The 17,140-nt window shown below is 67.3% G+C and carries 19 protein-coding genes; 6 read left to right on the top strand and 13 right to left on the bottom strand.

The window, feature by feature from the left end; all coding sequences use genetic code 11:
• Positions 1-26: 26 nt before the first annotated feature.
• Entirely contained in the window at positions 27-233 is a 207-nt protein-coding gene (locus AC2FLM_RS20710; protein ID WP_496859797.1) for a hypothetical protein, read from the top strand.
• A gap of 43 nt (positions 234-276) precedes the next feature.
• On the opposite strand, the gene AC2FLM_RS20705 is transcribed toward AC2FLM_RS20710, so the two are convergent.
• From AC2FLM_RS20705 to AC2FLM_RS20690, 4 genes are all read right to left on the bottom strand, one after another.
• Positions 277-786, bottom strand: a complete 510-nt coding sequence (locus AC2FLM_RS20705) for an anthrone oxygenase family protein (protein WP_496859796.1) — start codon at positions 784-786, stop codon at positions 277-279.
• A gap of 68 nt (positions 787-854) precedes the next feature.
• The gene (locus AC2FLM_RS20700) at positions 855-1,265 is read right to left on the bottom strand and encodes a DUF4345 domain-containing protein (RefSeq protein ID WP_234218752.1); all 411 of its coding nucleotides are present in this window, start codon (positions 1,263-1,265) and stop codon (positions 855-857) included.
• Positions 1,266-1,298: 33 nt separating this feature from the next.
• Positions 1,299-2,126 (bottom strand): NAD(P)H-binding protein, encoded by an 828-nt coding sequence (locus tag AC2FLM_RS20695; RefSeq protein ID WP_496859795.1) that lies wholly within the window; start codon positions 2,124-2,126, stop codon positions 1,299-1,301.
• 103 nt (positions 2,127-2,229) lie between these two features.
• Entirely contained in the window at positions 2,230-3,234 is a 1,005-nt protein-coding gene (locus AC2FLM_RS20690; RefSeq protein ID WP_496859794.1) for an AraC family transcriptional regulator, read from the bottom strand.
• Positions 3,235-3,344: 110 nt separating this feature from the next.
• Between AC2FLM_RS20690 and AC2FLM_RS20685 the strand changes: the two genes are divergently transcribed.
• The 5 genes from AC2FLM_RS20685 to AC2FLM_RS20665 all read left to right on the top strand — a co-directional run bounded on the left by AC2FLM_RS20685 (position 3,345) and on the right by AC2FLM_RS20665 (position 6,599).
• A complete protein-coding gene (locus tag AC2FLM_RS20685) occupies positions 3,345-4,388 on the top strand; it encodes a GlxA family transcriptional regulator (RefSeq protein ID WP_496859793.1) in 1,044 nt (347 codons plus the stop codon).
• Positions 4,389-4,478: 90 nt separating this feature from the next.
• A complete protein-coding gene (locus tag AC2FLM_RS20680; protein ID WP_234218757.1) occupies positions 4,479-4,844 on the top strand; it encodes a YMGG-like glycine zipper-containing protein in 366 nt (121 codons plus the stop codon).
• Positions 4,845-4,880: 36 nt separating this feature from the next.
• Positions 4,881-5,075 carry a hypothetical protein gene (locus AC2FLM_RS20675; RefSeq protein WP_496859792.1) on the top strand — a complete coding sequence of 65 codons (195 nt, stop codon included), beginning with the start codon at positions 4,881-4,883 and terminating at the stop codon, positions 5,073-5,075.
• Between the two features lie 25 nt (positions 5,076-5,100).
• Entirely contained in the window at positions 5,101-5,988 is an 888-nt protein-coding gene (locus AC2FLM_RS20670; RefSeq protein WP_496859790.1) for an SDR family oxidoreductase, read from the top strand.
• The gene (locus AC2FLM_RS20665) at positions 5,985-6,599 is read left to right on the top strand and encodes a hypothetical protein (RefSeq protein ID WP_496859789.1); all 615 of its coding nucleotides are present in this window, start codon (positions 5,985-5,987) and stop codon (positions 6,597-6,599) included. The genes AC2FLM_RS20670 and AC2FLM_RS20665 overlap by 4 nt, the downstream gene beginning before the upstream one ends.
• A 31-nt stretch (positions 6,600-6,630) precedes the next feature.
• On the opposite strand, the gene AC2FLM_RS20660 is transcribed toward AC2FLM_RS20665, so the two are convergent.
• The 9 genes from AC2FLM_RS20660 to AC2FLM_RS20620 form a co-directional block, all read right to left on the bottom strand.
• Positions 6,631-7,059, bottom strand: a complete 429-nt coding sequence (locus AC2FLM_RS20660) for an ABA4-like family protein (RefSeq protein WP_496859787.1) — start codon at positions 7,057-7,059, stop codon at positions 6,631-6,633.
• Entirely contained in the window at positions 7,049-7,513 is a 465-nt protein-coding gene (locus tag AC2FLM_RS20655) for a glyoxalase superfamily protein (RefSeq protein ID WP_496859785.1), read from the bottom strand. The genes AC2FLM_RS20660 and AC2FLM_RS20655 overlap by 11 nt, the downstream gene beginning before the upstream one ends.
• Positions 7,510-8,898, bottom strand: coding sequence for an MATE family efflux transporter (locus AC2FLM_RS20650; protein WP_496859784.1), 1,389 nt, complete (start codon positions 8,896-8,898; stop codon positions 7,510-7,512). Before AC2FLM_RS20650 ends, AC2FLM_RS20655 begins: the two co-directional genes overlap by 4 nt.
• A 448-nt stretch (positions 8,899-9,346) precedes the next feature.
• Positions 9,347-10,489 carry a glycosyltransferase family 2 protein gene (locus AC2FLM_RS20645; protein ID WP_496859783.1) on the bottom strand — a complete coding sequence of 381 codons (1,143 nt, stop codon included), beginning with the start codon at positions 10,487-10,489 and terminating at the stop codon, positions 9,347-9,349.
• A complete protein-coding gene (locus tag AC2FLM_RS20640) occupies positions 10,486-11,883 on the bottom strand; it encodes an O-antigen ligase family protein (protein WP_496859781.1) in 1,398 nt (465 codons plus the stop codon). Before AC2FLM_RS20640 ends, AC2FLM_RS20645 begins: the two co-directional genes overlap by 4 nt.
• Positions 11,880-13,661, bottom strand: a complete 1,782-nt coding sequence (locus AC2FLM_RS20635; protein ID WP_496859780.1) for a GumC domain-containing protein — start codon at positions 13,659-13,661, stop codon at positions 11,880-11,882. Before AC2FLM_RS20635 ends, AC2FLM_RS20640 begins: the two co-directional genes overlap by 4 nt.
• The gene (locus AC2FLM_RS20630; protein ID WP_496859778.1) at positions 13,649-14,617 is read right to left on the bottom strand and encodes a sulfotransferase family protein; all 969 of its coding nucleotides are present in this window, start codon (positions 14,615-14,617) and stop codon (positions 13,649-13,651) included. Before AC2FLM_RS20630 ends, AC2FLM_RS20635 begins: the two co-directional genes overlap by 13 nt.
• Positions 14,614-15,849, bottom strand: a complete 1,236-nt coding sequence (locus AC2FLM_RS20625) for a glycosyltransferase family 4 protein (protein ID WP_496859777.1) — start codon at positions 15,847-15,849, stop codon at positions 14,614-14,616. The genes AC2FLM_RS20630 and AC2FLM_RS20625 overlap by 4 nt, the downstream gene beginning before the upstream one ends.
• Positions 15,846-17,135, bottom strand: coding sequence for a polysaccharide deacetylase family protein (locus AC2FLM_RS20620; protein WP_496859775.1), 1,290 nt, complete (start codon positions 17,133-17,135; stop codon positions 15,846-15,848). Before AC2FLM_RS20620 ends, AC2FLM_RS20625 begins: the two co-directional genes overlap by 4 nt.
• Between the last annotated feature and the right edge of the window lie 5 nt (positions 17,136-17,140).

Below are 17,140 nucleotides of genomic sequence, written 5' to 3'. Positions count from 1 at the left end.
CAGGGCACGGTCATACACGCGTCCCGATGAAATCCGCCTTCATCCGGGCGCGTCAGACCGCGTTGATCCGGCAGGCGGGGCCCGACAGTGGCAAGGTCGATGGCTATCGCAAGCGCGTCGATGGTCTGCGTGAGCGAGAGAAACAGGTTTCCGAGATCCGCGTGATCGGGCTGGCTGGCCCGGCAGGTCCTGCTGCCCAGATCGCCAAGAGCATGCCGGAAGCGCAAAGGTGAACCGGGCGGGAGGTCTGGCCGACCCCGCCCTGTCCGATCTGCGTCAGGTCGGCCGTGCCTGGCCTTGCGTCATCCACAGGAGTCCGAAAAGCATGAGAGCCGCACCCAGCGCCGCCGCGCCGGTTCGCACCGAGTTCCAGAAGGTCCAGCGCGGCAGATAGGTCTGCTGCCAGTACTCCCGCGTCGCGTCCAGCGACAAGTCCATCCCGGCCAGCGCCTCGTTCAGCGGCACGTTGAAGGCGACCGTGACGCCGAAGCATCCGACAAGATAGACCAGCGCGGCGAGCAGGATCAGCGTCGCCGCCGGGCCGTCGAGCCCGAACCAGGCATACCCGGCAAGGAAGACCGATATGCCGGCCATGCCGAGGAACAGAGCCATGAACAACCAGCGAAAGACCTCGCGGTTGATGACCTGCATGGCCTCCACGCCGCCGACGCCACCGGTAAGGGCGAGCGAGCGCATGATGAAGTCTGAAAAGGCGAGGAAGACGCCCGCGACCAGCGCATAGGCGAGGATCGCGAATTGCATCAGGACGAAGACGACAGGGGTCATCGGACAATTCCTTTCTTGGCGAAGGATGCGGCGGGACAGATGGCTGTCGCACCGCATCGAAATGTCGGTCAGCGGGTAGCGAAGCCGGTGATTGCGGGATCAGCACTTCGTCGAAACGCGAACAGGCAGAACCCGGCGATCGCGAGTTCCAGGCCCAGAGCGCCCAGAATGCCGCCCGAGGGTACTCCGTCGACGACAAGGCCCAGAACCCGGCCCGCCGGGAAGGCAAGGAAGACGGTCAGCGCAGCGATCACGGCGGCTTGCCGCAGCGCCGGCCGCACGATACCGGCCAGCATCACGGCTCCGAAGGCGGCGAGAGCGGCTCCGGGCGCGCGCAACTCGCTCAGCAGGCTGGGCTCTTGCCCCAGAACGATCCCGTAGCCTGCATAGAAGGCATGCGGAGCAACGAGGATGAAAGCGCCGATGCCCAGTGAAGTGATGCCAGCGACGCCGAGTGCGATTTTTTGAACAGGTGTCATCGGGTTTTCTCCGAATTGGTCCGACAACGAGGCTCAGGCCGCGACCATCCACGCGTCCGCCTTGGCTGCGGAATGCGCGAACTCGGCGAAATCGCGGGGCGGACGGCCGAGGGCCTGCATGACGCCGTTGGTCGTGTGGGCGTTGCGGCCGTCGAGCGTCTCGCGAGCGATCGCGGTGAAGACATCCGCGACGAAATCGCCACCCGCGGCCGCGACATTCGCGTGGAAATCCTCGAAGCTGATCGGGATATGGCGGATCTTCTGCCCGGTGGCCTCGCTCAACACCCCGGCCATCTCGGCGAAGGTCATCAATCGAGGACCCGTAACTTCGTAGAGCCGGCCCTTGTGGCCCTCTTCGGTCAACGCCGCGACCGCCACATCGGCAATGTCCTCGATATCGATGATCGGCTCCGCAATATCGCCGCCCGGCATCGGCAGCACGCCGGCCAGAACCGGATCGCGCAGATACCCTTCGGAGAAGTTCTGCGCGAACCAAGCGGCACGAACGATGGTGAAGTCCACGCCGGACTGGCGCACGACCTCTTCGCCCAGCCGGGCGTGGTGCTCGCCACGGCCCGAGAGCAGGACCAGATGCTCGACGCCGACGTCTTTCGCTGTCTCGACGAGGGACTCGAGCTTTTCGACCGCGCCGGGGAACGCAAGATCGGGGAAGTAGGTGACATAGGCTGCCCGGGCACCGGTCAGCGCGGGGGCCCAGGTTTCGGGCGCTTCCCAGTCGAAGGGAGTGCCGGAGCTGCGAGAGCCGCGGCGGACGGGAAGGCCCTTGGCTTCCAGCTTTGCTGCGACGCGGAACCCGGTCTTGCCGGTGGCGCCAATGACGAGGATGGGTTGGTGTTGCATGGGTTTCTCCCTGGTTCGAGTTGATGGACCAAGGGATAGGCAATCGCCGCCGACCCGTATTGACCGGGGTCGCCAACGTCTTGACCGACGCCGCCAGGGCCGGTCAGCGGCCGACGCGTTCCTTGCGGTAGCTCGCAGGTGTCATGCCGACCCAACGTTTGAAGGCGCGGGTGAAGGAACTCTGTTCGGCGAACCCCGTCAGAAACGCGATCTCGGCCAGCGAGTGCCGATCGTCACGCAAGAGTCCTTCGGCCAGGTCGCGCCGGGTCTCTTCGGTCAGGGTCTGAAAGCTCATGCCGTGCTCGGAAAGCCGCCGGTGGAACGACCGGGCGCTGAGCCCGAGATCGCGCGCGATCTCGGCCATCTTCGGTGCGCCCTCGCTCAGCGCCTGCGCGATGGCCTCCTTTGTCCGCGTAACCAGCGGGACCTCGTCGGCGATCTCCGAGAGTTCGCGTTCGAGATGATCCGCGAGGTAGCGGGAAATGCCCACATCCCCGAGGATGTTCGGCTGCGCCAGCATCTCGCGGGAAAAAAGGATGGCGTCGAGTTCCGCATCGAACCGGACTGGACTGCCGAACCAGTCCTCATGGGCGGCGACAGACCGTGGCGCGGGATGGCGGATCAGCACCTCGAGCGGCGCAACCGGCACCGGGCTGACCTGCCGGGCAATCGACACGGAACTCGCAAGCGTCGCCTCGTTCGACAACCGCATCCCCAAACGGCGCGCGCCCTCGCGATGCAGGATGAAGAGCGTGCCGCGCGGATCCTGGCGCAGCTCGTACTCCACAACGCTGGTCCAGAGCCGCGCATACCGTTCGACCCGCGCATAAGATGCGCCCAGCGTCGTTGCCGCCTTGAATGCAAGGCCGAGCGCACCGTATTCATCAAGCCGCATCGACGCCCCAACCCGCAGCGGCAGATCGGTGACATCGACCTCCGCCGCGATCCGTTCGAGCAGGCCATAATAGAGGCCGTCCGGGATCATCGCTTTCGGGTCCCATGCGCCTTCAGGATCTATGCCCGCGCCGCGCAGGAACGCCGCGCCGTCGATGGCGTTGCCGGCCGCAGCGACCACCTTGCGCGCGAAGAGAGAGGTTACATAGCCCATGGCGCCCATCCTAAGGCGAATGGGCGCCAGGGGCAAAGCACTGCGAATTGGCAGAAAGCGTGGGGTCTTTGTCCTAACCGACAGGCCGCCATTCGCGCTAGTGTCAGACCATGACACGCAGTGAATTCCATATGTCAACCCGGTCGCCGCGCCGCGTATTGATGGTCGCCTATCCCGGCGCCCACAACCTTGACGTGATCGGGCCGCTCGAGATCCTGGCAACAACGGCCTATTTCAGCGCCGATGGTCTGCAACCCTACGACATCGGCATCGTCGCCGAGAGGGCCGGGCCGCTCCCGGCAAGCTCGGGTCTGACGATCACCGCCGCGCTGTCCTTCGAGGATGTTCTGGCCGACGATCGCGCCATCGACACGCTGATGATCGCGGGCGGGCATGGCAGCTCGGCCGCGATGAAGGATCCGGCCCTGGTGGCGTTCTTGCGCGCCGCCGCCCCACGGGCCCGGCGGATCGCGTCGATCTGCACCGGGGCGCTCGTGCTGGCCGAGGCGGGTCTCTTGGATGGCAAACGCGCCAGCACGCACTGGTTCTGGTGCCCAAAGATGGAAACCGACTACCCGGACGTTCGGGTGGACCGGGATTCGATCTATGTGCGCGACGGCAATATCTGGACCTCGGCCGGTGTGACCTCGGGGATGGACCTGGCCCTTGCGCTGATCGAGGACGACCTCGGCCACGCGGCCGCGCTTCAGGTCGCACGCTTCAGCGTCATGTACATGATGCGGCCAGGGGGCCAGTCGCAATTCAGCGCGCATCTGGTGGCGCAGCGCGCCGAGGACCCGGCAATCAACGCCACATTGGATTTCGTCCTCGCCAATCCCGACGACCCGCTGACCGTGACGGCGCTTGCCGCGCGCGCAGGACTGTCCGAACGCACCTTCTCGCGGCGCTTCAAGCACGAGACGGGCTTGACGCCGGCGGCCTATGTCGAGGCGGCGCGGGTGCAGGCCGCAAGGGTCGCACTGGAGACGACTGCGAGAGGTGTCGAACTGATCGCGATGGAAACGGGCTTTCAGAACGCCGAACGGATGCGCCGGGCTTTCCAGCGGCATCTGGGTGTTTCCGCCTCGGAGTACCGCGAGCGGTTTCGCGGGTCGCACGACGCACAGGCGCCGCGCCTGGACGGCCCCGGCTAGACCGCCGCGCTCACCGATAACAGTCGATGCCCCCAACAGCGTGCAGACCGCCTCTGCGCGCAGACTCTCTTTTTTCTCGGAATGATACCAATGAAACATGCCACGATTTCGCTTTGCCTTTTGTCCGTTCTTGTCGGTGCCTGCGCGGACAGCGGTGCAGGCTACACGCCGATCCTCGACGGCCAACCCACGGCCGCCTTCCAAGCCGACCTATCCGCCTGCCAGGCGCTGGCCCGCGATCAGCGCCAGTTCGATCAGGAGACCGCAGGCGCGACCCTCCTTGGCGCCAGTGCCGGCGCGCTGCTTGGCGCTGCCGACGACGATGCGGATGCGGTGGGCGGTGCCATTGCGGGTGCAGTTGCCGGTGGTGTCGCAGGCGCCGTCAATGCAAGCGAACGGCGCGAATCCATCGTCGTGGATTGCCTGCGCGGACGCGGATACCGCGTCGTCGGATGACCGCTTCTGACGAAACACATCGAAACGGAGATCTCCATGCACACCCCAATATATCGCCCCCAGCGCCGCCTGTCCGGCGTGCTGTCCCTCGTCGATCTCGCCCGTTTGACCTGGTCGTCCAACGCGCATGCACCCCGTTTCCTCACATGGGCGCGTCTCAGGCGGGATACCGGTGTGCCCGAGATCGCGGGTGAGCCGACCGTCCATCCCATGCTGCATCGCAAGACCTGAATCCCAAGGCCATCGGAGGTGCCCCATGCCATCCGTCCTGATCGCCGGTGCAACCGGCTATCTCGGCCGCTTCCTATGCGCGGAGTATCACGCGCGCGGCTACCGCGTGACGGCACTGGTGCGGGACCGGCGTCATGCGAAGGATCTTGTTGCCGACGCGCTGATCGAGGCCCAGGCGACCCAACCCGAAACCCTGACCGGGTTGCTGACGGGAATTGACCTTGTCGTGTCCGCGCTGGGGATCACGCGGCAGGCCGATGGGCTGAGCTATCGGGTGGTGGATTTCGGCGCCAACCTGAACCTTTTGCGCGAAGCGGAACGAGCCGGCGTGGGACGCTTCGCCTATGTGCATGTCATACGCGCGCAAGCGATGCGTCATGTCCCTCTGGTGTCCGCCAAGGCGGATTTCGTCCACGCGCTGCAAGCGTCGGGGATAGCATCGACCGTGATCGCGCCGTCGGGTTACTTCTCCGACATGGGCGAGTTTTTCTCCATGGCGCGGGCGGGGCGGGTCTGGCTTTTTGGTTCCGGTGCCAACCACATCAACCCGATCCATCGCGCGGACCTTGCAGCAGCGGTCGCCGATGCGACCGAGGCCGGACGCGGCTGGCTGGACGTTGGCGGGCCCGAGACCTTTACCCACACCGAGATCGCCCGGATGGCCTTCGCCGCACTGGACCGCCCCCCGCGGATCACCCGGCTGCCCGACACGTTGCGCAAGGCCGCTCTGGCGTTATTGCCCTGGATCACCCCGCGCCGGATCAATGGGCCGGCTCAGTTCTTCCTGACGGCGATGTCGCTCGACATGGTCGGAGCGCCGTTCGGCACCCGCCGTCTTGCCGGGTATTTCGCTGCGCTGGCGGAACGCCCACCGTCGTCATCCCCTGCCTTGCCCGAAGGAGATCCGACATGACGCTTGCCCGCGCAGGCGGCTTGGCCTCCCTAACCTGTGCCGCATCCTATCTGATCGGTTTCGCCCTGTTGGTGACGCATTTCGCCCCGCTCGGCTATGGCACGAACGAGATCGACCCCGTCGCGGTGCTTGACTTAAACGACGCACGGCCCGGCATCCTGACCGCGTGGAACAGTACTATCTATCTGCTGAACGCCCTCGCGCTTGTTGTTCTCGTGGTTGCTCTGTCCGAAAGACTGGCGAACACGGCGCCGGGCTGGGCCGCTGTCACGAAGGGGTTCGGCCTTGTCTGGGCCGCTCTGGTCCTCGGCGCAGGCATGATCGCGAATGTCGCGCTGGAGCAGGTCGCGGAACTTCGCACGCGGGACCCTGCTGGCACGGCGGAGCTGTGGACGACGCTGCACGCGGTCGAGTTGGGGCTTGGCGGCGGTAACGAGATCGCAGGCGGCGTCTGGATCGGCTGCGTCAGCCTCGCGGCGCTGATCGGGGCACGGCTGTCCCGCCCTTGTCACCCCTCGCTTCACGGGGCTGTTCGACACCCGCAACGCAACGGCGACGGAGCCCTGCTGACGCAGGGGCGGCAAGCGACCAAACGGCCTGTCACCCGGTAGAGCGGTGACGGGCCAGGTCAGGCGACGCGTGTCATGCCAATCGGCCACCAAACGCGCGTTGCAAGGCCCGGACGAGCAGAAACAGCAGCAAGCCCGCCGGCCCGAACAGGAAAGTCACCGGCAAGCACAGTGCGACGGACCAGTAGGGCAAACCATTGCGACGCCCCTGCCGACAGATCCAAGCCCCGATCAGCAGGTCGAAGGCGAGGAAATGGATCCATCCCGCCATGAGCGCATCGGCGTGCGAGAAAAGGTCCCTCATCTCGGCGAAGCTGCCAAAGCCGCCGCTGGGGGCCGGAACGGCGATCAGGATCACGACGTAGCCCGCCGAGAGGATGCCGGGAATGACAAGCCCTGCGATCCTGTCCGACCAGACCGGGATGAGCGGCGACAGCAGGAGCGCGGCCCAACCGGCCATCGCAATCAGCCCGGCGAGCGAAAAGATCAACTCATGGTTCATCGGTTGTCCTCTCCGCACCGGGTCGGTCGAGATCGAGCGCGACATGCGGCGTGCCGTCGGATGTCCGTTCGGTCGAGTGACCCTCGGGGCCGACCTCGACCCTGATCCGCTTGCGAAGGTTGGAGAAGCTGTCGAACCGGACCACGTCGACCGCCTCGTCGAGGTCGAGCACCAGCCGGAACCAACCGGGTCGGAGTTGGTCGGCGGCCAGCACCGTTGCGGCGAAGGGCTGCGACAGGTAGCGGCCGGTCACCCGGCCGCCTGCCTCCCAGCCTTGTGGCGAGCGGTCGCGCAACGCGGCATGCAGCGCGTTCCAGTCACGGAACCCGTACCGCTGGGCGATCCGCTCCAGCGCCCGCGCGTGACCGATCGCCTCGCCCTGTTCGGCGAGGCAATCGCGCAACTGCTTCGCCGCCTGCTTGGCCTCGGCGATCGTCGACAAATCGCGTGTCATGCCCGCACTTGCCCAGCCGTGGTGAAAAGACCCCAGCGCAGGGACTGCGCGCGTGCGACTTGCGCCAACACGAGCGCCGTCAGCCCGACGAGCAGGACCTCCGCTACCGGGGCCGCGAACCAGATACCCGGCTCTCCCAACGCGCCCGCCAGCGCGAATGTCAGCGGCACGGCGAAAAGATAGGGTTTGGAAAGCCCCAGTATCGCCGCGCGACCCGCGTCGCCGATGGCCTGGAAATGCATGGCGATCATCATCAGCGGCCCCGCGGCGAAGAACCCGGCCGAAATCACCGGCAAGATGCGCGCGACCTCCGCCACGACTCGCGGATCCGAAACGAAGGCCGATCCGATCGGAGTGGCAAAAGCTGTCATGCCGATCTGTAGCGCCAGGCAATAACCGAAAGCCGCGAGGACCGCTGTCCGAAGGCTCGTGTCACTGCGACGCAAGGCGCCCGCCCCATAATTGTTGCCCGTAATCGTCTGCATCGCATGGGCAAGGCCAAGGAGCGGCAGGAAGGCAAAGGTGATCAGCCGCGTGACGATCCCGTAGGCCGAAACACTCGCGTCGTAATCCGGGGCCTCCACCCATTGCAGCGCGACGATGATCGCCCCCGATCCCAGCGCGAACCCGAGGAAATTGAGGCTTTGCGGCGCGCCGAGCGCGAGAATGTCCCGCCACCCCGACAGCGGCGAATGGTGCCAGAGCGCAGAGGGTCGCAACCCGGTGTCGCCAAAGACCCGGAATGTGAGGATAATGGCCAGCGCCAGGGCCTGTGCCATCGCGGTGCCATAGGCAGAGCCCGCCACGCCCATGTCGAACAGGCCGATCAGGACATAGTTGAAGCCCATGTTTGCAAGCGACACGAGCAGGCTCATCGCGGCCATGAACATCACCAGCCCTTCATTGCGCAGGGCATCGGAATTGACCGAAAGCACAAAGATCAACGGCGCGGCAAAGACACTGATGCGCAGGTAGATCAGCCCCATCTCGGCCAGGTCCTCTGACCCGCCGGCGGCCAAGACCGCAACCGGCTTGCCAAAAGTCAGGAAGAGCACGATCAGGATCAGACCGATAAAGACCGCGAGCCCGTGCGCCGCCGAGAACGTGGCGCGCGCCGCGTCAACGCGCCAGGCGCCGAACTGCCGGGCAAGGATGCTCGACATGCCCGAGGAGACCAGCGTGGCCAGCGCGACGATCAGCATGTAGAGCGGAAACATCAGCGTGACCGCGGCCAGCGCCTGCGGTCCCGCGAAATACCCGAGGAAGAGGGCATCGACCACGGCGAGCGCGCCGTTCACGCCCATGACAAAGATGATGGGAAGCGCCGTGCGCGCGTAGATCAGGCCAAGCGGCCCTTCGAGAAATGAGTTGGTCTGGGACGACATGACCCCGTTTTCCTTCCGGCTCAGGTCGCGCAAGGATTGGACGGGGCCCGCATTACCATCCGCGCGACAGGTGCCGTGGAGGACGAAGATCGTGTCTGCTACAGAACTTCACCGTGACAGATGTCGGCGGGCGGCAGGCGTCTGTTGCCTGACAGCCGTGTAGATGGGCCGTCGCACTCTTGTCAAGCGGAACGGTCTCCACGCCCCAAGCGCGTGCCCTGACCATCGCTGACCACCCTCAGTGCAGTCCGGTGGAACGCCAGCCCCCCTGGCGTCGGCCGCTTGCCTCCTGTCTCGGCCTCTGTTTTGCAAGACGCGCCGCGATCGTTTCAAGCAAGCCGAGGAGCACAGGCACCTGTTCACGAGGTGCCGCGGACCGCAGATGCCCTCTGGCATCCGCGCGACCTCAGGACATGCCTGACGCGGTTCCGGCGCCCGATTCCGCGCGCTATCCGCGCACCGGCGCCCATTTGGTCGAGCGGACACCCATCGCATAGCGCAGCAGCGCCCAGAAGATCGCCGCGTGCCCCATCACGAACAGCACCGCCACCGACGCGCCCGGAAGCTGCCGGCCCCAGCGGGTTGTCACCGCGGCCAGCGCAACGGCACAAAGCGCGACCTGCGCGCCGAACATCGCCACATAGAACGTGCCCTGATCCAGCAGGGCGATATTGGCCAGCAGCAGCAGTGGCAGAAGCACCGCCACCAGACGGCGCAGCACCTTGTGGCAGAAGAGTTGCACCGCATAAAGCCCGGTCCGGCCCGGATTCATCAGCCCCGCATAATGCATCAATCCACGCCAGCCGCGCTCGGTCGAGCGCACCCGCCGCCCGAATTCTCCGCGCAGGTTCGAGGTCACCGCCTCGCGCGCCACCGCGCCCGGCGCATAGGCCAGCCGGTATCCGCGCGCCACCACGCCCAGCGAGATCGCCAGATCGTCGGCCATGTCCGCCGGCACCACCCCGACCAGCCCCCGCCGCACCGCGTAAAGCGTCCCCTGCGCCGATACCGTGCCCGCGATCCGGTCTTCGGCCCGTTTCAGCGCATTGTCATAACGCCAGTAAAGCCGTTCGGCCCGCGCCATCAGCCCGTCGCGCCCCTTGATCCCCAGTTGTCCGATGCTGCCCCCGACACCGGGGTCGGCAAAGGGTGCCAGCAGGCGGATCAAGGCGTCCGGGTCCAGCAGGCTGTTGGCATCCGAGAAGATCACGATCTCGTCCTCGGGGATCATCGCCAACCCGTGATTGAGCGCTGCGGCCTTGCCGCCATGCTGTGAAAGCCCGATCACCTGGATATCAGCGTCACCCTCAGCCGCCGCCGCGGCCTCGGTCAGGGTGGCATCTTCGGACCCGTCCGAAACCACCAGCACCCGCACCCGGTGACCGTCCCGGCGCTGCGCCCTGAGCGAGCGGATCTTGGCGCCGATATCGCGCGCCTCGTTGCGCGCCGCGATCAAAACCGTGGCCGACTGCGTCACCGGCGGATGGGCCGGGCGGTCAGGCACCAGCCGCGCCAACCCGATCCACAGCAATCCATAGCCCACCAGCGAGAACAGGATCAGCCCCAGGCAGGTCCAGAACAGCACCGTCATGACCCCTGCCCCGTGTCCACCCGCCAGCCGCGCGCCAGCTGCGCCGCGCGCGCGCAGAGCGCGGCGAGGATCCAGGTGTATTTGATGTCCTCGTTGGGCATGAACAGGCTGGCGAACATGAACACCGCCATCGCGACCCCCAATGCCTGGGCCAGTAGCTGTGTCTCGGTCACCGGATGCAGCCCGGCCCGCAACGCCGCCCAGGCCGCGCTCAGCAGCGCGCCCAGGAACAGCGCAATGCCCACGATACCGGTTTCCACCGCCACCTCGAGATAGGCGTTATGGAGCTGCCGCGCCTCGGCCTCGCGCCCGGGATACCAGCGGAAGGCGTCGCTGGCATAATTGACCGGATAGGCCCCCGGCCCCAGCCCGGTCACCGGATGTTCGGCCCAAAGCGCCAGTCCGATCTGGTTGTAGCTGAGCCGCCGCAGCAGCGACCGGTCCGATGTATCGCCCTCGCCCAGGAAATCGCCCAGCACGCCGAACCGCTCGACCAGCGTATCGGGTGCGTTCAGCACCGCGACCACCAGTGCCGCCAGCGCCCCCAGCGCCACCACCGGGAACAGCCGGTGATGCCGCATGCGAAAGCCGATCAGCCCGATCCCCATGGCCACGGCAATCGCGCCCGATCGCGCGCCCATCATCGGCAGAGCCACCAGGCAGAGCAGCGAAATCAAGACCCACAGCCGCCGCCCGCGCCGGTCATAGAGCGCCATCACCAGCGCCAGCATCAGGCTCACCGCCATCAGATGTGACGAGGTGGTAGGGTTATAGGCCGAGGCCCCGGCGGACCGCACCGCCCCCAGCCAGGCGGCCACATCGGCCTCGTCCGCATAGGGCAAAAGCCGCAGTCCGAACACGGTCTCGAGGATGACAAAGACCGCCGAAATCGCGCCGCTGGCCGCGATCACCAGCACCATGCGCCGCAGGTGCCGAGGCGAGGTGACCGTCAGACCAAGGATCGGCACCAGCAGTAGCGTCTGCAAGAACCCTTTGGTATGATCATAGGAATAGCTCTGCCAGTCCGAGGCCAGATACGAGACACACAGCCAAATGGCGAACAGCAGGGTGAACATCGCCGTGGGCGACAGCCGCAACCGCCCCTGCATCAACGGATGGCGCCGCACCGTCAGCACAAGCGACAGCAGAACCAGCGCGGTAACCGCCTTGAACAGCGAGATCGGCAGTCTCTGATCGACCAGCAACGCGATCCCGTCGAGCTGGGCCAGCGCGACCAGCAGATAGGCGCCCAGCACGGTGTTGCCCAGCACGGCAAACCCGCCAAGCGCAGTGGCCAGAAGGCCCGCCGCCAGGGCCGGTCCGGACAGGGCGGCAGCGGCGGCCAGCAGCGCGCCGCCAAAGCCCAGCGCCAGCTGCCGCGGCGCCGGGGTCATCCCACGCGTCCCCGGATATCGACATAGGCCACCGCGACAGGCAGCGACCGCGACAGGTTGCGAAGCTGATCCAGATAGTCGCGCAGCTCGGCCGCCGACAGCTCGTCCCGGCCCAGCGTGATCAGCACCGCCGCACTGGGCGGCATGTTGCCCGGACGCACAGCCCGGCGCAGCAGCCCGGTATGTACCTGGTCGCTATAGGGATAGCTCTGCATCACCCGGCGGCCCACCGCCTCGGCCCGGCGCGGGTCCGACACGTCGAGGACCGCCACCATGTCATCGGTATCCAGCGCATCCCAATCCAGATAGGGTCGCATGTCCTCCTCGGCGGCGGCCATCGCCGGACTGGCGGCCGCGCCCGTCAGTTCGGTCGCCTCCAGCGCCGCCGGAGACAGAACCCGCAGCCCGGCCACGCCGGACAGATCGGTCTGGGTGCGCAGGCGGGTCGCCATGTAATCCCGGCTGAGCACAACCATCATCGCCAGAAGGAAGCCCGACACCGCCCCCATCACGGTCCGGTTCACCACCTTCGGTTCCTCGGGCAGAGCCGGGGGCTTTGCCAGGTCAACGATGCGCAGGGTCTCGATACTTTCCGCCTCGCTGATGCGCACCTCCAAGAGGCGCGCGTCGATATCGTTCAGCTGCCCCCGGGTGCGCTCGATTTCGGAATTCAGTCCCTCGAACCGGGTCTCCAGCTTGGCCAGCGCCGCGATGCGCTGTTCCAGCCGGGCGACGATCTTGTCGCTTTCGACCACGGCGGCGGCCAGTTCCACCTCGCGCAGCCGCGACAGGTTCAGCTCTTCCTTGGTGGTCTGGGTCAGACCGTCATGCCGGTTGAGCGGCCGGTCGGGCAGAAAGGCGCGCAGCTGAGCCTGGATGGCCAGCAGGCTGCGCCGGTCGGCATCACGCTGGGCGGATTCGGCAAACAGCCGGGCCAGCAATTCGCGCCGCTCGGTCTCGATCTCGACCACGCCCGAGGCGGTCCGCAACGCGTTGCGCTCTTCGATCAGGTCGGACAGGCGGCGCTCGGTCGCCAGTTTCTGCGTTTCGAGGAAGCTTGTTAGTTCGCCCGTGGTGGCGGCAACCTGCTCGCGGCTGCGAGTGCGATAGACCCGGGCCAGCACATTGGCCAGTTCAGCGGCAATCTTCGGATCTTCCCAGGCCACCGAGATTTCCATCACGAACGAGCTTTCGACCATCTTCAGTTCGATCGCGTCCTGGATCTCGGTCACCAGATCCTTTTCGCCCGCCGCTGCCCCGGCGCTGCCGGAATTGAGCCAGCGCAGACCGGCCTCGACCTGTTGCTTGGCCTCCTTGGCAAAGGCGAGCAGCGCCGGGATCTGCTGTTCTTCGGGCGCGGCCCCCGCGGCGCCGAACACCTCGAGCCGGGCGCGCTCGGCGATCTCGCGGCTCTTGAGATATTCGATATGGCTGCGGGTGATCACATTGGCGCTGTCCAGCGAGGACGAGCGTACATAGACCTGCGAATAGCGCAGTTCGGCGTCGGTGGGCTGGGCGGTCACCTTGGCCGAGGCCCGGTAGACCGGCGAGAAATTCAGCTTGTAGACCGCATAGGCACAGGACAGCGCCGCGCAGGCCAGCATCAGCAGCAGGATCAGCCGACGGCTCTGCCGCATCAACTCGGCCACATGGCGGATGGCGGCGCCCGCCTCGTTCTGACGCGGTGCCTCGCCACCCCCCTCGCGCGGGCCGGACGGGTCGGCGGGCCGGTTGCGGGCGGGGCTGGGCAGGTCGTGGATCAACTCTAGTCGCGACATGGCGAGGGGCTCTCCTGCAATGGGGCCACCGCCTCGGCGCCAAGCGGCGCCGCGAACGAGGGTCCGGAACGAGTGGTTGGCGGCGGCACGAGGCCGCTCCATACCCAGCGGGGAAATTCGGGACGACGCCCGGTGACGCCGGTACGCAGACGATCAAGCAGCCAGAGCGGCACCAGCGCCGACAGCGTCTCGGCCACCGTTATGGCGGCATGGTCTGCACGGGTCAGCCCGCCCGCCGCACCGGGCGCGGCAAAGCTGCTGTTGGGCGCGTATTCCGGCGCAAGGCCCGGCGCGGGCGGCAAGCCCAGCGCATCGACCATCGCCGCCACCGACGCGTCGCCACCCGCGACGAAGCCGCGATAGTCGAGCACGCTCACACGCTCGGGGAACTGGCGTGCGAACCGGCGCAGAACCCGCCGGTGATAGGCATTGGACAGCGCCCCGCGCAGCACCGCGGGCAACCGGGCCAGCCCCGTGCGCGGCACCCGGCCATAGGCCCAGAGCCGCGAGCGCACCAGACCAGCGCTGTCGCGATGGATCGCGACAAAACGCGCATCGGGATAGGCAGTGGCGATCCGGGCCGCCTCGTGCACGTGATGGGGCGATTTCTCGACCCAGGCCCGCGCGCCCTGCTGGCGGGCATGGGCAGTCATCGCCTGGTGAAAGAACACCTCCGGATCGCCAACGCGCTCCAACCGTCGCCTGTCCTCGTCCGTCAGGTCCAGCAGGCGGCCATAGTCGCTGTCCAGAAACGCCGCCACCGCCTGTGCGCGGGCGCTGGCATCGGTCCAGTCCCAGGCGCGCGCGAAATGCGAGAAGAACACGCTCTCGTGGATGCCCCTATGGCGCGGATCGGTCACCCCTGCCACATCCGGATGCGCCGCCAGCAGGTTGCCGATGAGCGTGGTGCCCGAACGTTGCAGGCCCAGAACAAAGATGGGGCGCGGCGCGGTCATGGCGTCACCGTGCGGGCGCCCTGCGGCGCCTGCCCCTTGCCGGCAGCGGCGAACAGTTCCAGCTGGCGCCTGGCGTTGACCCGCAGGTCGAACTCGCGCTCGACAAGCGCCCGCCCCTGCCAGGCCAGTTTGCTGGCCGCCTCAGGTGCGTCATGCACCGCGCAAAGCGCCGCCGTCAGCCCCGCCACATCGCCCGGCTCGGTCAACCAGCCGGTCTCGCCGGGCCGGATCAGTTCGGGAATGCCCGACACATTGGTCGAGATGGCGGGCCGGGCATAGGCCAGCGCCTCGATCATCACGTTCGGAATGCCCTCGGTCCGGCCATTGGGCCCGATGATCGAGGGCGCAACGCAGACCGAGGCGGCGCGATAGAACCCGTCGATCTCGCCGAATGGCCGCTGGCCGAGAAAATGCACCCGGTCTTCCAGCCCCAGCCCGGCGCTCAGCGCCTCGAGCTTGGCCCGATCCGGGCCGTCGCCCACGATGTCAAGCTGCCAGTCCGGCCGGTCGAACCCGGCCAGCGCCCGCAGCAGGACGTCGACGCCCTTGCGCTGTTGCAGCGAGCCGACATAGAGGATGCGGAACCCGTCTTCGGGCGGCGGCGGATCGCTGGGCGCGATGGCCGAGACATCGACGCTGGAATGGATGACGGCGATATCCTGCTGGCGGATGCCGGGCACATGCTCGGCCAGGAACCGGCTGGCATAGGTGCTGACCGCCCGCACCAGCGCGGCATCGGCGAATTTCTGTTCCAACAGGCGCTGGCTGCGGAAAATGTCATGCGCCCGGCAGCTGACCGAGTAGGGCACGCCGGACACGCGATGGGCGATCCAGGCGGCGGTGGCGGGATGACCGGCAAACTCGGCATGGATGTGATCGGCGCCCCAGTCGCGCAGCTCTTGCCCCAGCCGCAGCGCCGCGGGCAGCAAGGCCAAGGACTTGGCGGCAAATTTCGCCTCGCGCCCCTGATGCAGCGCGATGCTGCCCGCCAGCCGCGCGGCGGCCAGAGGATGGGTTGCCAGTGCCGCCAGCGAACGCGGCGAAAACAGCGGTATGTGCCGCGCGCGGCGTCCCGCCTCGGCCCCGAAATCGTGCAGGATCTGATCATTGCGCCAGGGCGCCAGGTGATACAGGCGCAGGTCCACCCCGGCCTCGAGAAACACCATCAGGTCGCGCAGGATAAAGGTCTCGGTGGTCTTGGGAAACTCGGTAACGATAACGGCCAGTTTCATGACATCCCCTCCTGCAAGGCGCCCGATCCGGCGCCACGACCCCGGCCCCACACGCGCATCCGGGTCAACAGCCGCACGGCGCGGCGCAGCGCGCCCACCGCGCCCAACACGGCGACCCATCCCACGTATCCCTGGAAACAGCGGATCTGCGCCCGCACTGCCAGGTCGTCGATCCAGCCGCAGCGGAAGCCCGCGTAATCCTCGCCGATATGAACCCGCGACAAGATCGCCGCCGGATCCGAGGCGGTGTTGCGCGCCTGCCCGGCAGTGGTCGCAAGGAACCCCGCCTCGCGGGCCAATGCGCGGGCGCGGTCACTGGTCTGATTCTGCGGCCAGCAGAACAAGACCGGCGCGCGGCCCATCTCGCGGGCGATCACCTCGCGGCTGGTGGCCAGCACCGCGCGCACCCGCGCGTCATAGGCGGTATCACTTTCCTGACCGGTTTCCGACGACCAGCCCCGCGCGGCAAGCGCCGGCGCGCTGACCGGCACGGCGCTGCCCAGAGGCACCGGCCGGTTGCGGCGCAGGTACCAGTCGTGCTTGTCCCCCGGCATCCGCGCCCATTGCATCCACGACAGCCGCCCCGCGTTCTCGGGCGTCAGGCGGTCGACCGTCTCGGGTCCCGTTGCGATGCGACCATGATCGGTGCCATGCGCCTCGATGCGAAACGTGCCTTCGGCCTCGAGCGCGCGAAGCTCGTCCCAGCTCAGATACCCATCCCAGCACAGCGGCTCCTCGTGCCCGATCATCGGGCGCAAGGGCTGCGGCGGCGCGATGAAATCAGTGGATACGAACAGCGCGGCACAGGCGCCGTGGCGGCGCAGGATCGGCGCGGCGGCCACCCAATTGTCCAGATAACCGTCGTCGAAATGCAGCGCCATCCAGTTGCCCGGCACCGGCCGCCCCGCCAGCCGCGCCCGCACCAGGGTCTCGCTGTCGACGATCTGCATCCCCATGCGGCGGAACAGGCGCAGTTGCCGGTCGAGCGAGGCCGGCCGGATCGAAATCTCGGAGCGCCACGGCAACCAGGCCGCGTTATCGCTGACACTGTGATAGGTCAGCACCGGAACCCCCGGCTCCAGCCGCCAGAAGCGCGCCGCCGCAAGGAAACCTGCGCCCCCCGCCAGCAGCCCGAGCGGCCCGGCCGCCGGGATCCCGGCCAGCGCCACCAACCCGCCGCCCGCGAGACCGCAGAGCAGCGTCACCGCCAGCATCCGCAGCAACAGGCGCCGACGCAGGGCGCGGCGGGCGGTGGTATGTGGTGTCAGGGACCGGGCATCGGACATTACCG

The organism is Ruegeria sp. SAZD011 (assembly GCF_059612545.1).
Note: the sequence above shows the minus strand (reverse complement) of the source record. Positions and strands in the feature narration are given on the sequence as shown.

Coding starts and splice junctions, on each gene's coding strand:
- AC2FLM_RS20635 (WP_496859780.1), bottom strand. CDS start 13,661: ATGTCGCGACTAGAGTTGATCCACGACCTGCCCAGCCCCGCCCGCAAC.
- AC2FLM_RS20655 (WP_496859785.1), bottom strand. CDS start 7,513: ATGACACGCGATTTGTCGACGATCGCCGAGGCCAAGCAGGCGGCGAAG.
- AC2FLM_RS20670 (WP_496859790.1), top strand. CDS start 5,101: ATGCCATCCGTCCTGATCGCCGGTGCAACCGGCTATCTCGGCCGCTTC.
- AC2FLM_RS20680 (WP_234218757.1), top strand. CDS start 4,479: ATGAAACATGCCACGATTTCGCTTTGCCTTTTGTCCGTTCTTGTCGGT.
- AC2FLM_RS20630 (WP_496859778.1), bottom strand. CDS start 14,617: ATGACCGCGCCGCGCCCCATCTTTGTTCTGGGCCTGCAACGTTCGGGC.
- AC2FLM_RS20645 (WP_496859783.1), bottom strand. CDS start 10,489: ATGACGGTGCTGTTCTGGACCTGCCTGGGGCTGATCCTGTTCTCGCTG.
- AC2FLM_RS20620 (WP_496859775.1), bottom strand. CDS start 17,135: ATGTCCGATGCCCGGTCCCTGACACCACATACCACCGCCCGCCGCGCC.
- AC2FLM_RS20690 (WP_496859794.1), bottom strand. CDS start 3,234: ATGGGCTATGTAACCTCTCTCTTCGCGCGCAAGGTGGTCGCTGCGGCC.
- AC2FLM_RS20700 (WP_234218752.1), bottom strand. CDS start 1,265: ATGACACCTGTTCAAAAAATCGCACTCGGCGTCGCTGGCATCACTTCA.
- AC2FLM_RS20710 (WP_496859797.1), top strand. CDS start 27: ATGAAATCCGCCTTCATCCGGGCGCGTCAGACCGCGTTGATCCGGCAG.
- AC2FLM_RS20705 (WP_496859796.1), bottom strand. CDS start 786: ATGACCCCTGTCGTCTTCGTCCTGATGCAATTCGCGATCCTCGCCTAT.
- AC2FLM_RS20660 (WP_496859787.1), bottom strand. CDS start 7,059: ATGAACCATGAGTTGATCTTTTCGCTCGCCGGGCTGATTGCGATGGCC.
- AC2FLM_RS20665 (WP_496859789.1), top strand. CDS start 5,985: ATGACGCTTGCCCGCGCAGGCGGCTTGGCCTCCCTAACCTGTGCCGCA.
- AC2FLM_RS20650 (WP_496859784.1), bottom strand. CDS start 8,898: ATGTCGTCCCAGACCAACTCATTTCTCGAAGGGCCGCTTGGCCTGATC.
- AC2FLM_RS20625 (WP_496859777.1), bottom strand. CDS start 15,849: ATGAAACTGGCCGTTATCGTTACCGAGTTTCCCAAGACCACCGAGACC.
- AC2FLM_RS20675 (WP_496859792.1), top strand. CDS start 4,881: ATGCACACCCCAATATATCGCCCCCAGCGCCGCCTGTCCGGCGTGCTG.
- AC2FLM_RS20695 (WP_496859795.1), bottom strand. CDS start 2,126: ATGCAACACCAACCCATCCTCGTCATTGGCGCCACCGGCAAGACCGGG.
- AC2FLM_RS20640 (WP_496859781.1), bottom strand. CDS start 11,883: ATGACCCCGGCGCCGCGGCAGCTGGCGCTGGGCTTTGGCGGCGCGCTG.
- AC2FLM_RS20685 (WP_496859793.1), top strand. CDS start 3,345: ATGACACGCAGTGAATTCCATATGTCAACCCGGTCGCCGCGCCGCGTA.